Annotated in this window: 18 protein-coding genes; 14 read left to right on the plus strand and 4 right to left on the minus strand. The window is 65.6% G+C overall.

Features of this window, described 5'->3' with window-relative positions; genetic code table 11:
* Positions 1–22: 22 nt before the first annotated feature.
* Positions 23–940: an NAD(P)-dependent oxidoreductase gene (locus tag E3O50_RS04005; protein ID WP_134558143.1), complete on the minus strand. Its 918-nt coding sequence runs from the start codon at positions 938–940 to the stop codon at positions 23–25.
* A 130-nt stretch (positions 941–1,070) separates the two neighbouring features.
* Between E3O50_RS04005 and E3O50_RS04010 the strand changes: the two genes are divergently transcribed.
* From E3O50_RS04010 to E3O50_RS04045, 8 genes are all read left to right on the plus strand, one after another.
* Positions 1,071–1,862 (plus strand): IclR family transcriptional regulator, encoded by a 792-nt coding sequence (locus E3O50_RS04010; protein WP_134448460.1) that lies wholly within the window; start codon positions 1,071–1,073, stop codon positions 1,860–1,862.
* 229 nt (positions 1,863–2,091) lie between these two features.
* Complete coding sequence (locus tag E3O50_RS04015; RefSeq protein WP_241975193.1) at positions 2,092–3,420, plus strand: MFS transporter; 1,329 nt, start codon at positions 2,092–2,094, stop codon at positions 3,418–3,420.
* A 41-nt stretch (positions 3,421–3,461) separates the two neighbouring features.
* The gene (locus E3O50_RS04020) at positions 3,462–4,199 is read left to right on the plus strand and encodes a fumarylacetoacetate hydrolase family protein (RefSeq protein WP_134448456.1); all 738 of its coding nucleotides are present in this window, start codon (positions 3,462–3,464) and stop codon (positions 4,197–4,199) included.
* A 126-nt stretch (positions 4,200–4,325) separates the two neighbouring features.
* Positions 4,326–5,048 carry a TetR family transcriptional regulator gene (locus E3O50_RS04025; RefSeq protein WP_134558144.1) on the plus strand — a complete coding sequence of 241 codons (723 nt, stop codon included), beginning with the start codon at positions 4,326–4,328 and terminating at the stop codon, positions 5,046–5,048.
* A complete protein-coding gene (locus tag E3O50_RS04030; RefSeq protein WP_134558145.1) occupies positions 5,045–6,103 on the plus strand; it encodes an ABC transporter ATP-binding protein in 1,059 nt (352 codons plus the stop codon). Before E3O50_RS04025 ends, E3O50_RS04030 begins: the two co-directional genes overlap by 4 nt.
* Entirely contained in the window at positions 6,100–6,927 is an 828-nt protein-coding gene (locus E3O50_RS04035; protein WP_134448450.1) for an ABC transporter permease subunit, read from the plus strand. The genes E3O50_RS04030 and E3O50_RS04035 overlap by 4 nt, the downstream gene beginning before the upstream one ends.
* 64 nt (positions 6,928–6,991) lie before the next feature.
* Positions 6,992–7,879 carry an NAD(P)-dependent oxidoreductase gene (locus E3O50_RS04040; RefSeq protein WP_134448448.1) on the plus strand — a complete coding sequence of 296 codons (888 nt, stop codon included), beginning with the start codon at positions 6,992–6,994 and terminating at the stop codon, positions 7,877–7,879.
* A 132-nt stretch (positions 7,880–8,011) separates the two neighbouring features.
* Positions 8,012–8,854, plus strand: coding sequence for a fructose-bisphosphatase class II (locus tag E3O50_RS04045; RefSeq protein ID WP_241975195.1), 843 nt, complete (start codon positions 8,012–8,014; stop codon positions 8,852–8,854).
* Positions 8,855–8,966: 112 nt separating this feature from the next.
* On the opposite strand, the gene E3O50_RS04050 is transcribed toward E3O50_RS04045, so the two are convergent.
* Both E3O50_RS04050 and E3O50_RS04055 read right to left on the minus strand, forming a co-directional pair.
* Positions 8,967–9,758 (minus strand): ferredoxin reductase, encoded by a 792-nt coding sequence (locus E3O50_RS04050; protein WP_241975196.1) that lies wholly within the window; start codon positions 9,756–9,758, stop codon positions 8,967–8,969.
* Entirely contained in the window at positions 9,755–10,348 is a 594-nt protein-coding gene (locus tag E3O50_RS04055) for a sulfite oxidase-like oxidoreductase (protein WP_134558146.1), read from the minus strand. The genes E3O50_RS04050 and E3O50_RS04055 overlap by 4 nt, the downstream gene beginning before the upstream one ends.
* Positions 10,349–10,435: 87 nt before the next feature.
* Between E3O50_RS04055 and E3O50_RS04060 the strand changes: the two genes are divergently transcribed.
* Complete coding sequence (locus E3O50_RS04060) at positions 10,436–11,137, plus strand: SOS response-associated peptidase (protein ID WP_134558147.1); 702 nt, start codon at positions 10,436–10,438, stop codon at positions 11,135–11,137.
* 52 nt (positions 11,138–11,189) lie between these two features.
* On the plus strand, positions 11,190–12,053 hold the full coding sequence (locus tag E3O50_RS04065; RefSeq protein ID WP_134558148.1) for a Sir2 family NAD-dependent protein deacetylase: 864 nt from the start codon (positions 11,190–11,192) through the stop codon (positions 12,051–12,053).
* A gap of 62 nt (positions 12,054–12,115) precedes the next feature.
* On the opposite strand, the gene E3O50_RS04070 is transcribed toward E3O50_RS04065, so the two are convergent.
* Positions 12,116–12,985, minus strand: coding sequence for a DeoR/GlpR family DNA-binding transcription regulator (locus E3O50_RS04070; RefSeq protein ID WP_134558149.1), 870 nt, complete (start codon positions 12,983–12,985; stop codon positions 12,116–12,118).
* Positions 12,986–13,255: 270 nt separating this feature from the next.
* Here E3O50_RS04070 and E3O50_RS04075 point away from each other — a divergent pair, with 270 nt between their 5' ends.
* The 4 genes from E3O50_RS04075 to E3O50_RS04090 all read left to right on the plus strand — a co-directional run bounded on the left by E3O50_RS04075 (position 13,256) and on the right by E3O50_RS04090 (position 17,312).
* On the plus strand, positions 13,256–14,548 hold the full coding sequence (locus E3O50_RS04075; RefSeq protein WP_198413433.1) for a sugar ABC transporter substrate-binding protein: 1,293 nt from the start codon (positions 13,256–13,258) through the stop codon (positions 14,546–14,548).
* An 84-nt stretch (positions 14,549–14,632) separates the two neighbouring features.
* Positions 14,633–15,553, plus strand: a complete 921-nt coding sequence (locus E3O50_RS04080) for a sugar ABC transporter permease (protein ID WP_241975197.1) — start codon at positions 14,633–14,635, stop codon at positions 15,551–15,553.
* Position 15,554: 1 nt separating this feature from the next.
* Positions 15,555–16,400, plus strand: a complete 846-nt coding sequence (locus E3O50_RS04085; protein ID WP_134448438.1) for a carbohydrate ABC transporter permease — start codon at positions 15,555–15,557, stop codon at positions 16,398–16,400.
* A gap of 51 nt (positions 16,401–16,451) precedes the next feature.
* Complete coding sequence (locus E3O50_RS04090) at positions 16,452–17,312, plus strand: ketose-bisphosphate aldolase (protein ID WP_134448436.1); 861 nt, start codon at positions 16,452–16,454, stop codon at positions 17,310–17,312.
* Positions 17,313–17,321 lie beyond the last annotated feature (9 nt).

Below are 17,321 nucleotides of genomic sequence, written 5' to 3' on the forward strand. Positions count from 1 at the left end.
GCCGAAGCCTCGACCAATGAAATCAAAGACTGCCGACGTATCGGTGGATGACGGCGAGATCCTGGTCTCCGAGGCCCGCTTCGGTCAACCGTAGGAAGGATTCCCGCACGGCGGCCAGGGTCGGGGCCACCGTGCGGGTATCTGCAGCAGCGTCTGCCGCGAAACTCAGGTCCTTGACCATGAATTTGGCCGCCCCTGTTGGCGTGTAGTCGCGCTCGACGAGCCGTCGACCCTTCGTCTCCAGAACGCGGCTGCCCGCATAGCCGCCCTGGAGAAGGTCCAACAGGGCGCCAAGGTCAAGGCCTGAGCGTTCGGCGATCACGCTCGCTTCGGCGATCGCGCTCATTGTCGCAGCGACGATGAGCTGGTTGCAGGCTTTGGCGACGGCGCCGGCTCCAAGTGGCCCCAGTCTCAATGGGGACCCACAGGCGCTGAGGACCGGCAGGACGCGTGCGACGGGTTCGACGTCGCCGCCGACCATGATCGAGAGTGTTCCTGCTTCCGCGCCTTCGGTGCCGCCGCTGACGGGGGCGTCGACAAGAACCATTCGCCCGTGCGTGCCGTGACGGAGTCGAGCGTCGACCGTGCGCAGTCCGGCAGCTGAGACCGTGGCCGAGACGACCACGACAAGCTCCGTGGACGCTTCGGCGACGCCGTCTGGCCCGAAAACAACTTCCTCCACCTGAGGCAAATCGGGAACCATGAGGATGAGGACGTCCGACTGCTCCGCGAGTTCGCGCGGCGTGCCTGCCCATGCCGCTCCGGCTGCCAGTAGCGCCGCAGAACGTTCTCGTGATCGCCCCGTGACCGTGACTTTGCGGATGTGCCTGTCCGGTCCGCTGGCGCGGAGCAGGTTCAGGGCCATGGGCAACCCCATGTTTCCCAGCCCGATCATTCCCACGGATACAGGACCTGATTCGGCGGGGGGCAACGTTGACATTTGAACAGCATACAGAACCGCATTCACCACTGTGGATGGTGGTCGCCCCGTGAAAGTGGGCGACTGGTACCATCGGGGTGTGTTTCGGCTGCCGCCATGCGGCGCAGCGCGGCGCCAAGGAGGAAGCGGAATGAGCGTCATCGAGGTTGAAAAGGGTGCTCAGGCGCCGGCAGTCTTGAAGGCGGTCAGGATCCTCGATCTGCTCGCGCTCTCGCCCGGCCGCGCCCGTTCCTTGAGCGATATCGCGCGAGAGTTGGGTATAGCCAAGTCGTCGACGTCCAATCTGTGTGCGTCGCTCGAAGAGGGCGGGCTCATCCGGCGAAGCGGTGGAGGATATCTACTGGGCAGACGCGCGGTCGAGCTCGGAAGCGCTTACCTCGCGGGGTTCGACCAGATTCGGGAGTTCTACCGGATCTGCGAGGAGTCGGAGGTGCTCACCACACAACTTGTGCAGATTGCAATGTTGGACGGAGCCAGGGTCCTCTATCTGGCGGCGTACGAAGGGAGGGAGCGGTTCCCGTTGTCTGCGGGCGTCGGAGATCGCTACCCGTCGTCAGCGACCGCGGTGGGTACGGTACTCCTCGCGGAACTACCACCGGACGAGGTTGAAGCGCTGTACGCGGACCCCAATCGACTCGTGACTTTCACTGATCGTTCAACGAAGGACCTGGAGACGTTGCAGCGGAAGTTGAAGATGACGCGTGAGCGCGGATATGCCATCGATGAGGGTGAGATCCACTTGAGCGTGGTCGGTTTGGCAGTCCTCGTCCCTTCGACGCGAAGCGGAGAACCATCGTTCGGAATCGGTGCGTCGCTGGTGCACCCGAATGATTCACCGGAGGAGCGGGCGCGCGTCCTGGCGGCTCTTCGGATGGCGGCAGCGGAGCTGACGCGACCGACGATTGTTCCTGTCGAAAAATAATCGTTCAGAATGCCGAACTCTGTTCAGCCGGGTGTAGCATCATTCCTACGGGCACAGACGCCCGCATCGACGCCTCGACTTGGGTGAATTCCGAGTAATTCATTCGACTCAGGGGTCATCCAATGGAGGGTGAGACATCGTGAGCAGTGAGAATCAACCGGGCGGTTCCAGTGGGGCTTCGGATCCGGATTACGCGGCGAATCTTCGTCGGGCCACTTTGGCATCAAGCGTGGGCAGTGCGCTGGAATATTACGACTTCGCCCTGTACGGGCTCGCGTCGGCCCTGATCTTCAGCAAGGTATTCTTCTCCAACCTCACACCTGCCGTTGCCCTGGTCGCGAGCTTCGCCACCTTTGGGGTGGCCTTCGCCGCACGTCCACTCGGGGGGCTTTTCTTCGGCACGATCGGCGACAAGCTCGGTCGTAAATGGGTTCTACTCACGACGATCGCCATCATGGGTGGCGCATCCACTCTCGTCGGCGTCTTGCCGACCTATGAGCAGGCCGGCCTGTGGGCCCCGGCTCTCCTGGTTTTGCTCCGGCTCTTGCAAGGCTTCGGTGCTGGCGCCGAACAGGCGGGCGCGACGGTCCTTATGGCCGAATACGCACCCGTTCGCCGACGCGGCTTCTTCGCGGCCCTCCCCTTCATTGGGATTCAGGCAGGAACCTTGCTTGCCGCGGGAGTGTTCGTCTACCTCGGCACCCTCCCCACGGAGGTCCTGCTCGCGGGAGTGTGGCGCATTCCCTTCCTCGCCTCCATCCTGCTCATCGGTGTCGCCGTCTTCATCCGGATGCGCCTGCGGGAAAGCCCGACATTCATCACTCTCGAAAAGCAGGATCAGGTTGCCGAGAGTCCCCTCCGCGAGGTTTTCCGCGGCTCATTCCCCTCGGTTCTGCGTGGAATCGGCCTGCGGATGGCGGAGAACGGGGGCTCCTATATCTTCAGCACTCTCGCCGTGAGTTTCGTGGTCACAACCGTTGGAGTCGGCACGTGGATCGGCCCGCTCGCCGTCGCGGTTGGATCGTTGGTCGGGATGGTGACGGTTCCGTTCGCCGGTCACCTCTCTGATCGCTTCGGACGGGTCCCCGTCTACCGGTTCGGCGCGGCGGTCCTTCTGGTGCTTGCCTTCCCCGGCTGGTGGCTGCTGTCGCTCGGAAACCCTGTAATCGTCATCATCGTGATCGCCGTTGCAATCGGCCTCGGAGTCAACACCATGCTCGGCGCGCAGTGCGCGCTCCTTCCTGAAATGTTCGGCAACCAACACCGGTATCTCGGTGTTGCGACGTCACGGGAATTCAGTGCCATCCTTGCCGGCGGGATCGCGCCGGTCCTCGGTGCTTTCCTCATCGGCGCCAGCGGTGGGGCCTGGTGGCCGCTGGCCATCTATGTCTTCATCCTCGCCGCGATCACGTTCGCAACGACTTTCGTGACACCCGAGACCCGCGGCCGTGACCTGACGCTTCTCAACGACGCACTGTTCGACAGCGCGGTTCAGGTTGAGACACGTCCCGAACACATGGTGTCGCACAAGGAATTCCTCGCACGTGTCGGCAGCTGACGCAGCTTCTCTCCTCATTCGACCAAATCAGAAAGCACAGCATGCGGATAGCACGACTCGAAACTCCAGAAGGGCCCCGCTCTGCGGTGGCCGTGGACGATCGTTGGGACTTCATCATCGATCCTTTCGCCCGGGAAATCATCTTCACCGGGGACTCGACACCCATGGACGGTGCCGTGCTCCTTGCCCCGGTGCAACCCGGCCTCGTCGTCGGAATTGCTCATAACCTCACCAACAACAACCACGTCCTGCCCATTCAGGCCTGGCAGAAATCGGCACACACCGTCGCGGGGCCTGGCGACGAGATCCTGGCTCAGCGTGGCGTGGGAACGGTCAACGTCGAAGGAGAACTTGCCGTCGTCATCGGGCGATCGGCTACCGCGCTCACTGTAGAAAACGCCTTCGACTACGTTCTCGGATTCACGGTCGCGAACGACGTGACGAACGTCGATCAGGTGCCCGTCGACGAAAAGAACTTCCAGAGCAAAAGTGGAGTCAACTACACACCGCTCGGCCCCTGGATCGAGACCGAGGTGGCCGACCCCGAGAACGTGAGCACAGAGGTCGCGATCAACGGTGAGGTGCGCGCCCGGTCCGGGTCGTTCAACCTCCCGTCGAGTGTTGCCGCGACACTCGCATACGTGACGCGCTGGCTCACCCTGGAACCCGGGGATGTGATCATGACCGGTGCTCCGAACACCTTTGTCGCCGTTCATCCCGGTGATCGCGTCGACATCACTCTCGAGGGGATCGGAACGCTCAGCAGCACCGTCGGCTGATCGTCAACCGGGAAGTCCCGGAGCCCGGATGCTCGCCCTGCAGGCTGCAGGGCGAGCACCCGGGCTCCGGCATGTCACGCACCGAGGGCCTTGACCCACACTGAACAAGTGTTTAGCATGTTGAACATGCGTACAGCTCGTCCCTCTCCACCGGAGGACCTCACGGCGCGCGCCTTGATCCGGGATGCCGCGATCGTTCATTTCGCTCAGGACGGCTTCCGCAAATCGAGCCTGCGGGCGATCGCCGCCACCGCCGGCGTGAGCGCGAGCCTCGTCGTGCATCACTTCGGCAGCAAGGAGCGCCTCCGCGGGGAGTGCGATGAATTCGTGATCGGCACCATGCTGGCCGCGGCCCGCGACAAGGCGAGCCCTGCGGGACTCCAGGCCGTGATCCAGGGATACCTCGCGAACCCCGCGGAATACGAGGTCGACGTCGCCTACCTGTCGCGGGCGATCGCGGAGGAGACGGCGGCAGGCCGGACCTTCGTGGACACCATCGTCGACGAGACCGAGGCGATCATCCGGGCCGGAATCGCGGACGGAACCATGAACCCCTCCTCCGACCCGCGCGCGGTGGCGGTCCTGATCGCGACGACGAGCCTGGCGATGATGACGATGAGCGCACACCTCGCCCGGTCGCTCGGCTTCGAGGGCCTGGGTCTCGGCCAGGAGACGATGCGGCGGCTCGCGCTGCCGTCGGTCGAGCTGTACACCCACGGGCTCTACACCGACGAGACCGTGCTGAACGTCACCCGGAAGGCGCTCGCGGCAACGCCGGAGCCCGCTGCGGCACCCCCGGCAGAGCCCATGCCGGCCAAGGAATACCCCAGTCGAGAGGACACCCGATGAGTCACGTCGAAACAGCGAGCTGGCCACATCCCGGGGCGTCGTCCCCGCCCACGGATGCCGCGATCCAGGCCGTCGAGATCACCAAGCGCTTCGGCAGCACCCAGGCCCTCCATGGTGTGACCTTCACGGTTCCCCGCGGCAGCGTCTTCGGCGTGATCGGCCCCAACGGAGCGGGCAAGACCACGACCATGCGCGCCCTGCTCGACATCATCCGGCCGAGCTCCGGGCACGCGACCGTTCTCGGCACCGACTCGCGCAACGCCGGCCCCGAGTTGCGCCGGCGGATCGGCTTCCTGCCCGGAGAACTCATCCTCGAGGGCCGCATCACCGGACGAAAGCTCCTGCAGCACTACGCCGACATCTCCGGTCCCGTCCGCACCGGGCACATCGAAGAACTCGCCGAACGGTTCCATCTCGACCTCGCACAGCCGGTGCGCAAGCTCTCCCGCGGCAACAAGCAGAAGCTCGGCATCGTGCAGGCGTTCATGCACGAGCCGGAACTCCTCGTGCTCGACGAACCGACGAGCGGGCTCGACCCCCTGATGCAGCAGGAGTTCCTGCTGCTCGTCAAGGAGGCCCGCGACGCCGGCCAGACCGTATTCCTGTCCTCGCATGTGATCAGCGAGATCCAGCAGGCCGCCGACGAGGTCGCGATCCTCCGGGACGGGCGCATCATCACCGTCGCGAGTGTCGAGGCACTGCGCCAAACGGCCGTGCGTCACTTGCGGATGACGGCCACCGGCATCCGCCCCGCCGACCTCTCCGAGCGGCTGGGCCGGCTCGACGGCATGGCCGGGCTCGTCTGCATGGCCGTCACCAGCCCCGCTGGGGCCGCAGCCACCGAGGCGACCGCAACCCTCGAGGGTGCGATCCAGCCCTTCATCCAGGCCGTCTCCACGCTCGACCTCACGGATCTCGTTCTCGAGGAACCCGACCTCGAGGAATCCGTGCTCGCGCTCTACACCGCGCCGGAGGATTCCGCAGAGTCGCACAGGGCCTCCCGGGCGACCCGAACCGCCCGCGGGTCCCGAGCGGAAAGGAAGGAACCGAAATGACCGCGTCCACGGAGACGGATGTCCGCCGTGCGCCCCTGCCGATCTTCGGCAAGGCGTTCGCAGACGGCCGGCGAGCCCTGCTCGGCTGGGGAATCGGCATCGCGGCGGCGATCTTCCTCTACCTGCCGCTCTACCCGAGCATGATCGGCACGTCCGAGATGCAGAAGCTCATCGACTCGCTGCCGCGGGCCCTGATCCGTACCCTCAATTACGACCAGATCAGCACCGGGGCCGGCTACACCCAGGCGACGGTCTTCGGCCTGATCGGGTTCCTGCTGATGAGCATCGCCTCGATCGGCTGGGGCGCGGCCATGCTCGGCGGCGACGAGGAATCCGGCCAGCTCGAGCTGACCCTCGCCCACGGCGTCACCCGGGTGCAGGTGGTCGTGGAGCGGTTCGCGGCGCTCGTGCTGAAGGTCCTGTTGATCACCGCCCTGATGTTCGTGCTCATCGCGCTCCTCAACGGCCCGAGCCAGCTCGGCATCGACGTCGGGTACCTGGCCCAGACCTGCCTGCTTTTCGCGGGCCTCGTGCTGCTCTGCGGCAGTGTGGCGATGCTCGGCGGCGCGCTCACGGGCCGCAAGGTGTGGGGCATCGGCGCCGGAGCGTTCGTCGCGGTCGTCGGCTACGTCTTCAACGCCCTCGGCAACCAGAGCGCCGACCTCGAGTGGTTGCACGGACTCTCGCCCTATTACTGGGCGTTCGGAAACTACCCGATGACGAACGGGGCCCCGCCGCTTGCGCTCCTCGCGTTCTACGGCGGTTCCCTGCTCGTCGCGGCGGTGACGGCACTCGTGCTGCGCCAGCGCGACATTGGCGTCTGAGCGGAGCCGGCAGGCCCCGGCGCGGTAGCGTGAGGCTTTCACCACGTTCAGCAAGGGAGCGCTCATGAAGGTCGTCGTCACCGGTGCCAACGGAAAAGTCGGTCGGGCCGCCGTCCAGGCGCTGCTCGCAGCCGGCCACGACGTGACGGGGGTCGACCTCGCCCGCCCGGTCTTCGAGCGGGCGGTGGAGGGCGCGGCGCGCTACCAGATGGCCGACCTGACGGATGCCGGTGAGGCCTTCGCCGTGATCCGCGGAGCCGACGCTGTCGTGCACACCGCCGCGATCCCGGACCCGACCGCGAATCCCGCCCACGTCGTGTTCCGCACCAACCTGATGGCGACCTTCAACGTTCTCGAGGCCGCCGTCCGCTTCGGCGTGCCGCGCTTCGTGAACATCTCGAGCGAGACGGTGCCGGGATTCCTGTTCGCCGAGCGCGGCTTCCTGCCTGAGTATGCGCCCGTAGACGAGGACCACCCGGCGCACCCGCAGGACCCGTACGCGCTCACCAAACTCTTCGGGGAGCAGCTGATGGATGCCGCCGTCGCACGTTCGGACATCCGGTGCATCTCCCTGCGGCCGAGCTGGGTGCAGAACGAGGACAACTACGAGCAGAACCTCGGGCCGCTCGTGCGCGACGCCGCGTTGGCCAGCGGCAACCTGTGGAGCTACACCGATGCATACGACCTCGCGGACGCCATCGTGCTCGCCGCCGAATCGGAGCTGCCCGGCCATGAGGTGTTCTACATCGCCGCGCCGGACACTGCAGGCGGGCGCGACTTCGCCGCGATCCTGCACGAGCACTATGGCGACACGATCCCGCTGCGGCCCCTCTCCCGCCCGGATGCCTCGGGCATCTCGAGCGCGAAGGCGCAGCGCCTGCTCGGCTGGGCGCCGAAGCGGTCCTGGCGAGACTACCTCGACGCCGACGGCAGGGCGCTGGCGAGCTCGTGACCCGCGTTCGTAACACGGAAGAGTTAGGCTGACGCCATTCCAGTCTCCGGTACACCCGTCCCCGTCCGTCCCTCCGCCGAGCCGGAAATCGAGCCGACGGGCATCCCCCGTGGCTCCGGTTCCGGCGCCGTCGTGCTCGGCGCGCACTCCTATCCCGCCGCCCTCGTCGCCCGCGTGCGTGAGGCGACGGATGCCGCCGCGGCGGCCTGCCTGCCCTGGCTCGGCCGAGGCGACAAGATCGCCATCGACGACGCCGCCGTCACGGCCATGCGGGACGTGCTCGCCGATGCTCCGTTCGAGGGCACCGTCGTCATCGGCGAGGGCGAAAAGGATGCGGCCCCGATGCTGGCCAACGGCGAGGCGCTCGGCCAGGGCGGCGCCCCGCTCTGCGACGTCGCCGTCGACCCGCTCGACGGCACCCGCCTCGCGGCCTCCGGTCTCCCCGGCTCGATCTGCGTGATCGCGCTCGCCCCCCGCGGCACGATGTTCGATCCCGTCGACGTCTTCTACATGGACAAGCTCATCTGCGGCGCGGCCGGCCACGGGGTCGTCGACATCCGCCGCCCGATCGCCGAGAACCTCGCCAGGCTCGCCGCCGTCACCGGGGTCGCCGTGAGCGACCTCGTCGTCGTCGTGCTCGACAAGCCCCGTCACGCGGTGCTCATCGCCGAGATCCTCGCGACCGGCGCCGAGCTCCGGCTCGTCGGAGAGGGCGATATCGTCGCCGCCGTCGCGGCCGCGACCTCAGGGACCGACGTCGACGTCGTCGTCGGCATCGGTGGGACACCCGAGGGCATCATCGCGGCCTGCGCCGTGCGGGCACTCGGCGGATTCATGCAGGGGCGCCTCGCGCCCCAGACGCCCGAGCAGCACGCCGCGGCGCTCGCGGCCGGGCACGACCTCGACCGGGTGCTCGAGCTCGACGACCTCGTCGCGAGCGAGGCTGTGCTGTTCGTCTCGAGCGCCGTCGGCTGAGCCGGCTCAGTCGGAGATTCTCGCGAAACGCCGCTGGGCCGGTCGGCGGATGCGGCGTGTCGCGAAAATCTCCGACTGAGCGCGTGCGCAGGGGCGCGGGGGCGCGGAAACGTCAGGCGCCGTCCGCGCCGCCGTACCGCTCGGTCCGGATCCGGGCGGGATCCCGGCCAGCCCGCACGAGGGCGTCCGCCACGAACTCGACAAAGGGGGTCGCGCCGCACACGAACGTGAGCGCGCTGGTGCCGAGGGTCTGAACGCTCGCCGCGAGGCCGGTGACGTCAAGGCGGCCGGGTGCGTGGGGCCATCCGCTCGGGGCACGCCGGGTGTACACCCAGTCGAGGTCGAAGCGCGGGGAGACCCGGGCGAGCTCCTCGAGTTCGGCGCGGTAGTACGCCATCTCCGGTGAGCGCACCGAGTAGAGCAGGCGGAACGGAGCCGGGTGCGCGGCCGCCTCATGGGCGCGGATCATGGCCATCAGCGGAACGACGCCGGAGCCGCCGGCGATGAGCTGCACCGGCGCGGGTTCCTCCTCCCGCCAGACGAACCAGCCGCCGATCGGTCCGCGGATCTCGAGCCGGTCGCCGACATCGAGGCCGCGCACGAGATACGGCGAGACCTCGCCATCGTCGAGTTCCTCAACGGTGATCTCGAGAACCCCACCCGGTGCGGCCGAGGCGAGCGAGTACGAGCGCACGGCGGTGTAGCCGTCCGGTGCGGTCAGGCGAACGTCGATGTGCTGGCCCGCGACGAGCTCGGGCAGCTGGGGCAGGGCTGCTGAGGCGGGCAGCCGCATCCGGATCGTGCGGGCCGTCGGGGTTTCGGCGTAGGCCTCGACGACCAGGGCGTCGTGCCAGTCCGATGCGTTCCACGTGGAACGGGCGGCGCTCGCCGGGACGTCGCTCACCAGTACCGTTCTTCACGCCAGGGGTCGCCGTGCATGTGGTACCCGTTCTGCTCCCAGAAACCGGGATCGTTGCGGGTCGACAGCTCAATGCTCCGCACCCACTTCGCGCTCTTCCAGAAGTACAGCGCGGGCACGAGCAGCCGGGCAGGGCCGCCGTGCTCCGGAGCCAGCGGGGCGCCGTCGAACTGGTGCGCCACCCAGGCCTTGCCGCCGCGCAGCTCGTCGAGCGGCACATTGGTCGTGTACCCGCCGTAACTGCGGGCCATCGCGAACCCGGCCCCGGTGTCGACGCCCTCGAGCAGCGTGTCGAGGGAGACGCCGCGCCAGCCGGTGCCGAACTTCGACCAGCTCGTCACACAGTGGATGTCGACGGTCACGTCTTCCTGCGGCAGCGCCTGGAACTCGTCCCAGGTCCAGGTGGTCATCAGCCCGGACTCGCTCGTGATGCTGAAGCGCCACTCCTCGGTGGACACCCGCGGGGTGGGTCCGATCGAGAGTACCGGGAAGTCCGTGACGAGGTGCTGTCCCGGCGGCAGCCCGGGGACGGGTTCGCGGCGACGGCCCATGAAACCGGGCGAAAAGAGACCCATGGCGACTCCTCCAGAGATGCGATTGCCGGGTTCGCACAGCCTAGCGGCGCGATTGTCAGGACGCACCTGCCGGAATACCCTGAGCACATGTGCGGACGCTTCGCGATGGACAAGGACACCGACGATCTGATCCAGGAGTTCGTCGCGACCGGCGGCGACTTTCGGGACTGGCGGCCGTCGTACAACATCGCGCCGACCGATCGGGTTCCCGTGGTGCGCGAGTGGGAACACGACGGAACGATCACCCGCGAGGTGGACACGGCGACCTGGGGGCTCACGCCGGCCTGGTCGACCGGCGGCAAACGACCCGCGCCGATCAACGCACGCCTCGAGACCGTTGCCACCAACGGGATGTTCCGCACGGCCTTCGATTCGCGCCGGTGCATCGTCCCGATGACGGGCTACTACGAGTGGGAGGACCTCCCAGACGGCAAGCAGCCGCACTTCATCCACGGCGACGGGCTCCTCGCCGCGGCCGGACTCTACGCGGCGCGCAAGGAGAGTGACGACTCCTGGTCCCACAGCATGACGATCATCACGAGGGAGGCCCGCGACGCTTCGGGCGAGATCCACGACCGGATGCCCGCATTCCTCGAACGGAATGTGTGGGACGAGTGGCTCAGACCGGGGAAGCTCACCGACCCGAATCACCTGCTCGACCTGCTCGACCGAACGTCGATCGCAGTTGCAGCCCACATCGAGAGCTACCCGGTGTCCCGGCGGGTGAACAGCGTACGGGTGCCCGACGCCGAACGGCAGGACCCGGCACTCATCCGGCCGCTGTCCTGAGGCGCACAATGGAAGGGCGGCCGTCGAATCGGGCCGCAGCTGGAGATACTCCGTGCCCGTCCCGTCCGCCCAACCTGCAGCATCCGTTCTGCACACCCCGCTCGCCCCGAGTCGCGCACTGCTCGCGCGGGCGCAGCGGGTCATCGTGATCGCCGGCGCCGGGATGAGCGCCGACATCGGGACGCCCGTCTACTGGACCGGGGACAACGCGGCATACGGTGACACCGTCTCGCACTACGGTCACACCAACCTCGAGCATTCCTGCGCGCCGCTCTGGCTCGAGGAACCCGACCAGCAGGCCGCGTTCTTCCGCGAGACCTGGCGGGAGATGCGCGAATCGGAGAAACCCTCCCGGCCCGCCGACCCGTACTTCGTGCTCCAGGACTGGCTGGATGCCGCCGCGAAGGACTCCTTCGTGCTCACCTCCAACGTCGATACCGCATTCACCGACCACGGCTTCCCTGCCGAGAAGCTCCTCGAGATCCACGGCGCCTACGATCGCTCCCAGTGCCTGGCCGAACCGGAGGCGCACGGCGTCTTCCCGACCGTCGACCCGACGCTTGCCACCACCTTCTGTCCCACCTGCGGGAGCCTCGCCCGGCCGAACGTGCTCTTCTTCGACGACTACTGGTTCAACAACGCCGCGAACGAACTCCAGGAGGACGACTTCCTCGACTACCAGCGCCCCCTCGCAGCGGAGGATCCCGGCAGCACGGTCATCCTCGAAATCGGGGTCGGCCTCACCGTGATGAACCTGCGCAATCTGACCTGGGACCTGCACTCGCGGTACGACATCCCGATCGTGCGCATCAACCCGTTCCACGTCGGCCGCGGCGATGACGTGTCCGCGGGGAGCGCGCCGATCTATGAGCACCAGCTCACCGCGCTCGTCGGGCTCCGCGCCCTGCTCGGCTAGCAGGCGGGCACGCTACGGCCTGTCGGGCCTGTCGGGCCGGTCCGCCGAACGAGAGACGAGCCTCAGGGGGCCTGTCGCAGGTCGGGCTTGTCCGGTGAGCCGGGCGGCGGAGTCAGCACTTCCACATTGCTCTTCCGGAAGGCCTTGGCCAGGTCGGGCGGCGGGGCCTGGTCGGTGATGAAGTAGTCAGCCCGGCCCAGCTCGGCGACCTGGGCGAAAAGCTGACGCCCGAATTTCGTTGAGTCCGCGAGGATCGCGACGCGCGAAGCCCGGGCGACCATCTCGCTCATCATGACCGCCTCGGCGAGGTTGCTCGTCGAGTATCCGCCATCGGCGGAGACGGCCCCCACTGAAATCAGGGCCAGGTCGCAGCGCACATCGAGGTCATTCCCGCTGCCCGCGAACTGAAACCCGACGGGTCCGATGGTCGACTGGCCGCTGAGGCGCACGGCGCCGCCGAAGACATAGAGGTCACGACAGACATCCGGTGGCATCTCGATCGGAATACGGAGGTTGTTGGTGGCCACCGTCAGGTTGCGGTGCTTGTCCAGGTGGCGCACCGCTGCCAGCGTCGTCGTGCCGGCGTTGATCATGATGACGGAGCCGTCCTGCACGAGTCCGGCCGCCAGGGCGCCGATCTTGTCCTTCGCGGATGTCTGCAACCGCAACCGGAGGTCAAGTTTCTTCTCCGTCGTTTCCATGACCGATTGGCTGACCGCTCCGCCGTGGGTCCTGACCAGTACCCCGTCGGCATCGAGCTGGTCGAGGTCCCTTCGGATGGTGTCGGCCGAGACTCCGAAGTGCTCCGCGAGAGCCCCGACCGTGACCTGACCTGCTTCTGACACGTACAGGGCGAGATCGGCCTTGCGTCCCGCGGGCAGGCGGGCGGCCTGATCGGGCCGGTTCGAACGCGGGGCCGGGGAAGGGGACATGCCTGATATTAGCATTTTCTTGCATTTTCGTTCCGTGCTTTGTTGATTTCATCGGGCCAATTCCGGAGTTTCACGCATGACCCTGCATGCATGAGTGACTCCGACTTGGTCGGCTCGACCGGTGAATCCGGCGAAATCAGGGTGTTGGCGCGTACAAATTGGTGCATTTGTATGCTTGACGATCGGCAATTCACTCCGCTACTATCATGCAACAAGGCGCAGAAAAGCGCATACAACAGCAGAACACAGCAAAACTTGGAATGGAGAACCATGAATAGCAAAGGCGCTATGGTCCGGAGGGCTGTCGTCCCTCTTGTCGTCGCAGGAATGGCCGTCACCCTCATCACCGGGTGCAGCACCAGTAGTTCGGTCACCGCGACTGCGGATCCGAACGAGAAGGTCACGCTGGAGTTTTCCCAGTGGTGGGAGCCGGAACTGCCCGCTGGTGCACTGCGCACCCTGATGGACGAATTTCAGACGGAGAACCCGAACATTACGGTCAAGCTGCTCAGCGCGCCGTACGCGGCAACCAAGGACCAGACGGTTGCCGGCGCGGCCTCGGGAGTTATGTCCGACGTTGTGGGACTTGACGGGGCCTGGGTGAGCGACTTCGCCAAGCAGGGCGCGCTCGCCGACCTCTCCCAGCTGATGAAGGACGCCGGGTACGACGAGAGCCAGCTGGCCAGCCAGGTCAAGATCAAGGACTCGACCTTCATGATCCCGGTGCTCAACTTCGTCTATCCCATGTTCACCAACGACGATCTGTTGGCCAAGGCCGGCGTCACGGCACCGCCCACCAACCGCACCGAGTTCACCGCGGCGGCCGAAGCTGTTACCAAGACCGGGGACGCCAAGGGTTGGGTCCTCCCGCTTTCCCTCCAGGCGCCGAACGGAATCCAGAATGACGTCATGTCCTGGGCGTGGGCATCCGGTGGCAGCATGCTCAAGAACGGAGCCCCGGACCTCACGAACGCCGCGGTGAAGAGCGCGACCAATTACGTGAAGGACCTCTGGGACAAGGGCGTCATCGCCCCCGGTTCCCTCACCATGACGGAACAGGACAAGGTGGAGGAATTCACCAACGGCCGGGTCGGCATGATGATCGACTCCCTGTCGCACGTCACGAGCATCCGGGAGAAGAACCCGAACCTCAAGTTCAGCATTTCCGCCATTCCCGCGGCGGACGGTTTCACCGGCAAGCGCGGCATCCCATACGCGTCGTGGGGCATTGGTGTCTCCGACACCGGAAAGCACAAGGCGGAGGCCTGGAAGCTCGTGCAGTTCCTGATGAGTGAGAAGACCAACTCCACCCTGTCCACTCTCGCCCACGCCTTCCCCGGGAACACCAGCTCCACTCCGGACTTCACCGGAACCGACCCGCTCTTCAAGACGGCATTCGACATCTACAAGAGCGGCACACCCGTCAACGAGTTCGTCGGTCTCCCGGTCGCGGAACAGCTGATGCGTGACTTTGACGAGCAGTTCCAGGGCGCGCTGACCGGGACCCAGTCTGTCGACGACATGCTGACCAAAGCCCAGGGGGCCTGGACCGCGAAGTTCTAGCCAGTCGGAGACAACTCAGCCTCGCGTGGCCGCGACAGGACTCGTGCCTGACGCGGCCACCCAAACTCAAGGAGGGATCACGTCTTGAGAACAACACGCACCACAGGTGCTGAGCGGACTACCGCGGCAAAGTCGCTGACCGGCAGGCTCACGCCGTACGGATTCATCTCCCCGACGGCGGCCCTGCTCTTCATCCTCATGTTCGTCCCGATCGCCATGGTCATGGGCTACTCCGTCATGGACAACGTCATCACCAACAAGCATCCGGAGTTCGTCGGGCTGGACAACTACGTCAAGGTCCTCACCAACGGCGTCTTGCCGACTGCCGTACTCAATACGGCGATCTTCACCATCGTCAGCGTGATCGCACACCTCGTGCTCGGCCTGTTGTTCGCGATGATGCTCAATACGAAACTGCTCAGCAATCTCACCACCGGGCTCTTCCGGGTGATCTACGTGCTGCCCTGGCTGTTCACGGTCGCCATCATCGCCATCCTCTGGCGGCTCCTGCTCAACCCGAACGGCGTTATCAACTATGTTCTGGTCGGCCTCGGGATCACTCCCACCGGCATCGAGTGGCTGTCGACACCGGGAACGGCGCTTCTGGCCGTCACGTTCATCAACATCTGGGCCGGGTACCCGTTCTACATGGTCAGCCTCCTGGCCGGCCTGCAGGGAATTCCGACGGACCTCTATGAAGCAGCCAAGGTGGACGGGGCTTCAGCGCTCCAGCAGTTCTGGCACATGACCCTGCCCCAGCTCAAGCCCATCATCATCAGCATGTCCCTGCTCGACGTCATCTGGACGTCGCAGCAGTTCGCGCTGATCTGGATGACCACCGGCGGTGGGCCCATCAACGCAACGGAGATGCTGAGCACATTCACGTACAAGCTGGCCTTCAGCAACTATGAGTTCTCCCAGGCCTCCGCGAGTGCCGTCCTGCTCCTGGTCGTGTCGACAGTCCTTGCATACGTCTATGCCCGATACCAGAAAGCGCGGGAGTGATATGGCTGCGACCCAAAGACGCGTTCGCCTGGTGAAGAAGGCCGGGCTGTTCATCGGCCTGCTGATCGGCGCCGTGTTCGCCGGATTCCCGGTGGTGTGGATGGCGTCGAGCTCGTTCAAGTCGAATACCGAGATCTTCGCCTCGCCGCCGAAACTGATCACGGACAACTTCTCCTGGGATGCGTACACGTCGATCCTGACCGACCCCACCAAGGTGCGGTTCTTCATCAACAGTTACGTGGTGTCCCTGTCTGTGACGGTGCTCACGCTCCTCATCGCCATCCTGGCGGCGTATGCCTTCAGCCGGTTCGAGTTCCGCTTCAAGAAACCCCTGAACATGATCATCGTGAGCGTGCAGGGCGTCCCGCCCATCACGCTCCTCATTCCGTACTTCGGATTGATGGTGACTCTGGGCCTGTACAACACCTACCTTGGCCTGATCCTCACCTACATGGTGTTCACGCTGCCCTACGCGATCATCATGATGACCGGCTACTTCAACACCCTGCCCAAGGAACTGGACGAGGCAGCCCGGGTCGATGGGGCGAGTGCGATGGGAGCGCTCTGGCGCATCCTCGTGCCGATATCCATCCCGGGCATCGTCTCGGTGGGTATCTACACCTTCATGATCTCGTGGAACGAGTTCCTCTTCGCGCTGACCCTGACTCGCACCCAGGACATGCGTACCGTGCCCATCGGCATCCAGTTGCTCATGGGCCAGAACTCCTACGAGTGGAACCAGATGATGGCGATGAGCATCCTCGGGTGCATCCCGGTCCTGCTCCTCTTCCTCTTCTTCCAACGCTTCTTCATCGGCGGCATGACTGCAGGAGCGGTCAAGAACTAGCCGCGTCTGCCTTTTCCCTCTCGTCTCACCCCAACCAAGGAGAACCACCGCATGTTAATGAATGGAATCGACCTTCTGGCCGTCGCGAATGCGAACGACTTCGCTGTCCCGGCGTTCAACGTCAGCGACTACGCGATGATGAACGGCCTCTTCGAGATCAGCGAGGAGAAGAATTCCCCGCTGATCATTGCGATCCACCCGGACGAACTGAGCCACATCGGCGTCGACATGCTTCCCGCGATCATTGCGCGCGCTCACCGCTCGACCGTACCCGTCACCATCCACCTGGACCACGGGGCGACCTACGAGCAGGTGCTCGTGGCCATCCAGAGCGGCTTCACATCCGTCATGATCGACGGATCGCTGCTCCCGTTCGCCGACAACGTGGCGATCACGAAGCGGGTCGTCGATGCCGCGCACGCCGTGGGCATCTCGGTCGAGGGTGAGCTCGGCACGATCGGCAAGACGGACAGCGAGGCCGAAGACGGCACGGCGACCATCATCTTCACCGATCCCGACGACGCGGTGAAGTTCATCGCATCCACCGGCGTGGACAGCCTGGCCATTGCCATCGGCACGAGCCACGGCATCTATCCCGCAGGCATGAAGCCAGAGCTCAGGCTGGACCTGCTCCGCGAGATCACCGGCAAGGTCGGCATCCCCCTGGTCCTTCATGGCGGATCCAACAACCCGGACCAGGAAATCGGGGAGGCCGTGCGGCTGGGAATCAATAAGATCAATATCTCGAGCGACATCAAATCGTCGTACCACTCCAAGATGCGGGAGGTTCTTGCCGACCCGGGTGTGCGGGAGCCGAACACGATCCAGCCGCCGTGCGTCGCCGCCATGAAGATCACCGCGGCGCAGAAGATCGACCTGTTCAATGCGGCCGGAAAAGCAGCACTCTACTAATCGAATGGC

The organism is Cryobacterium sp. MDB1-18-1 (assembly GCF_004402735.1).
GTDB classification, from domain to species: domain Bacteria; phylum Actinomycetota; class Actinomycetes; order Actinomycetales; family Microbacteriaceae; genus Cryobacterium; species Cryobacterium glucosi.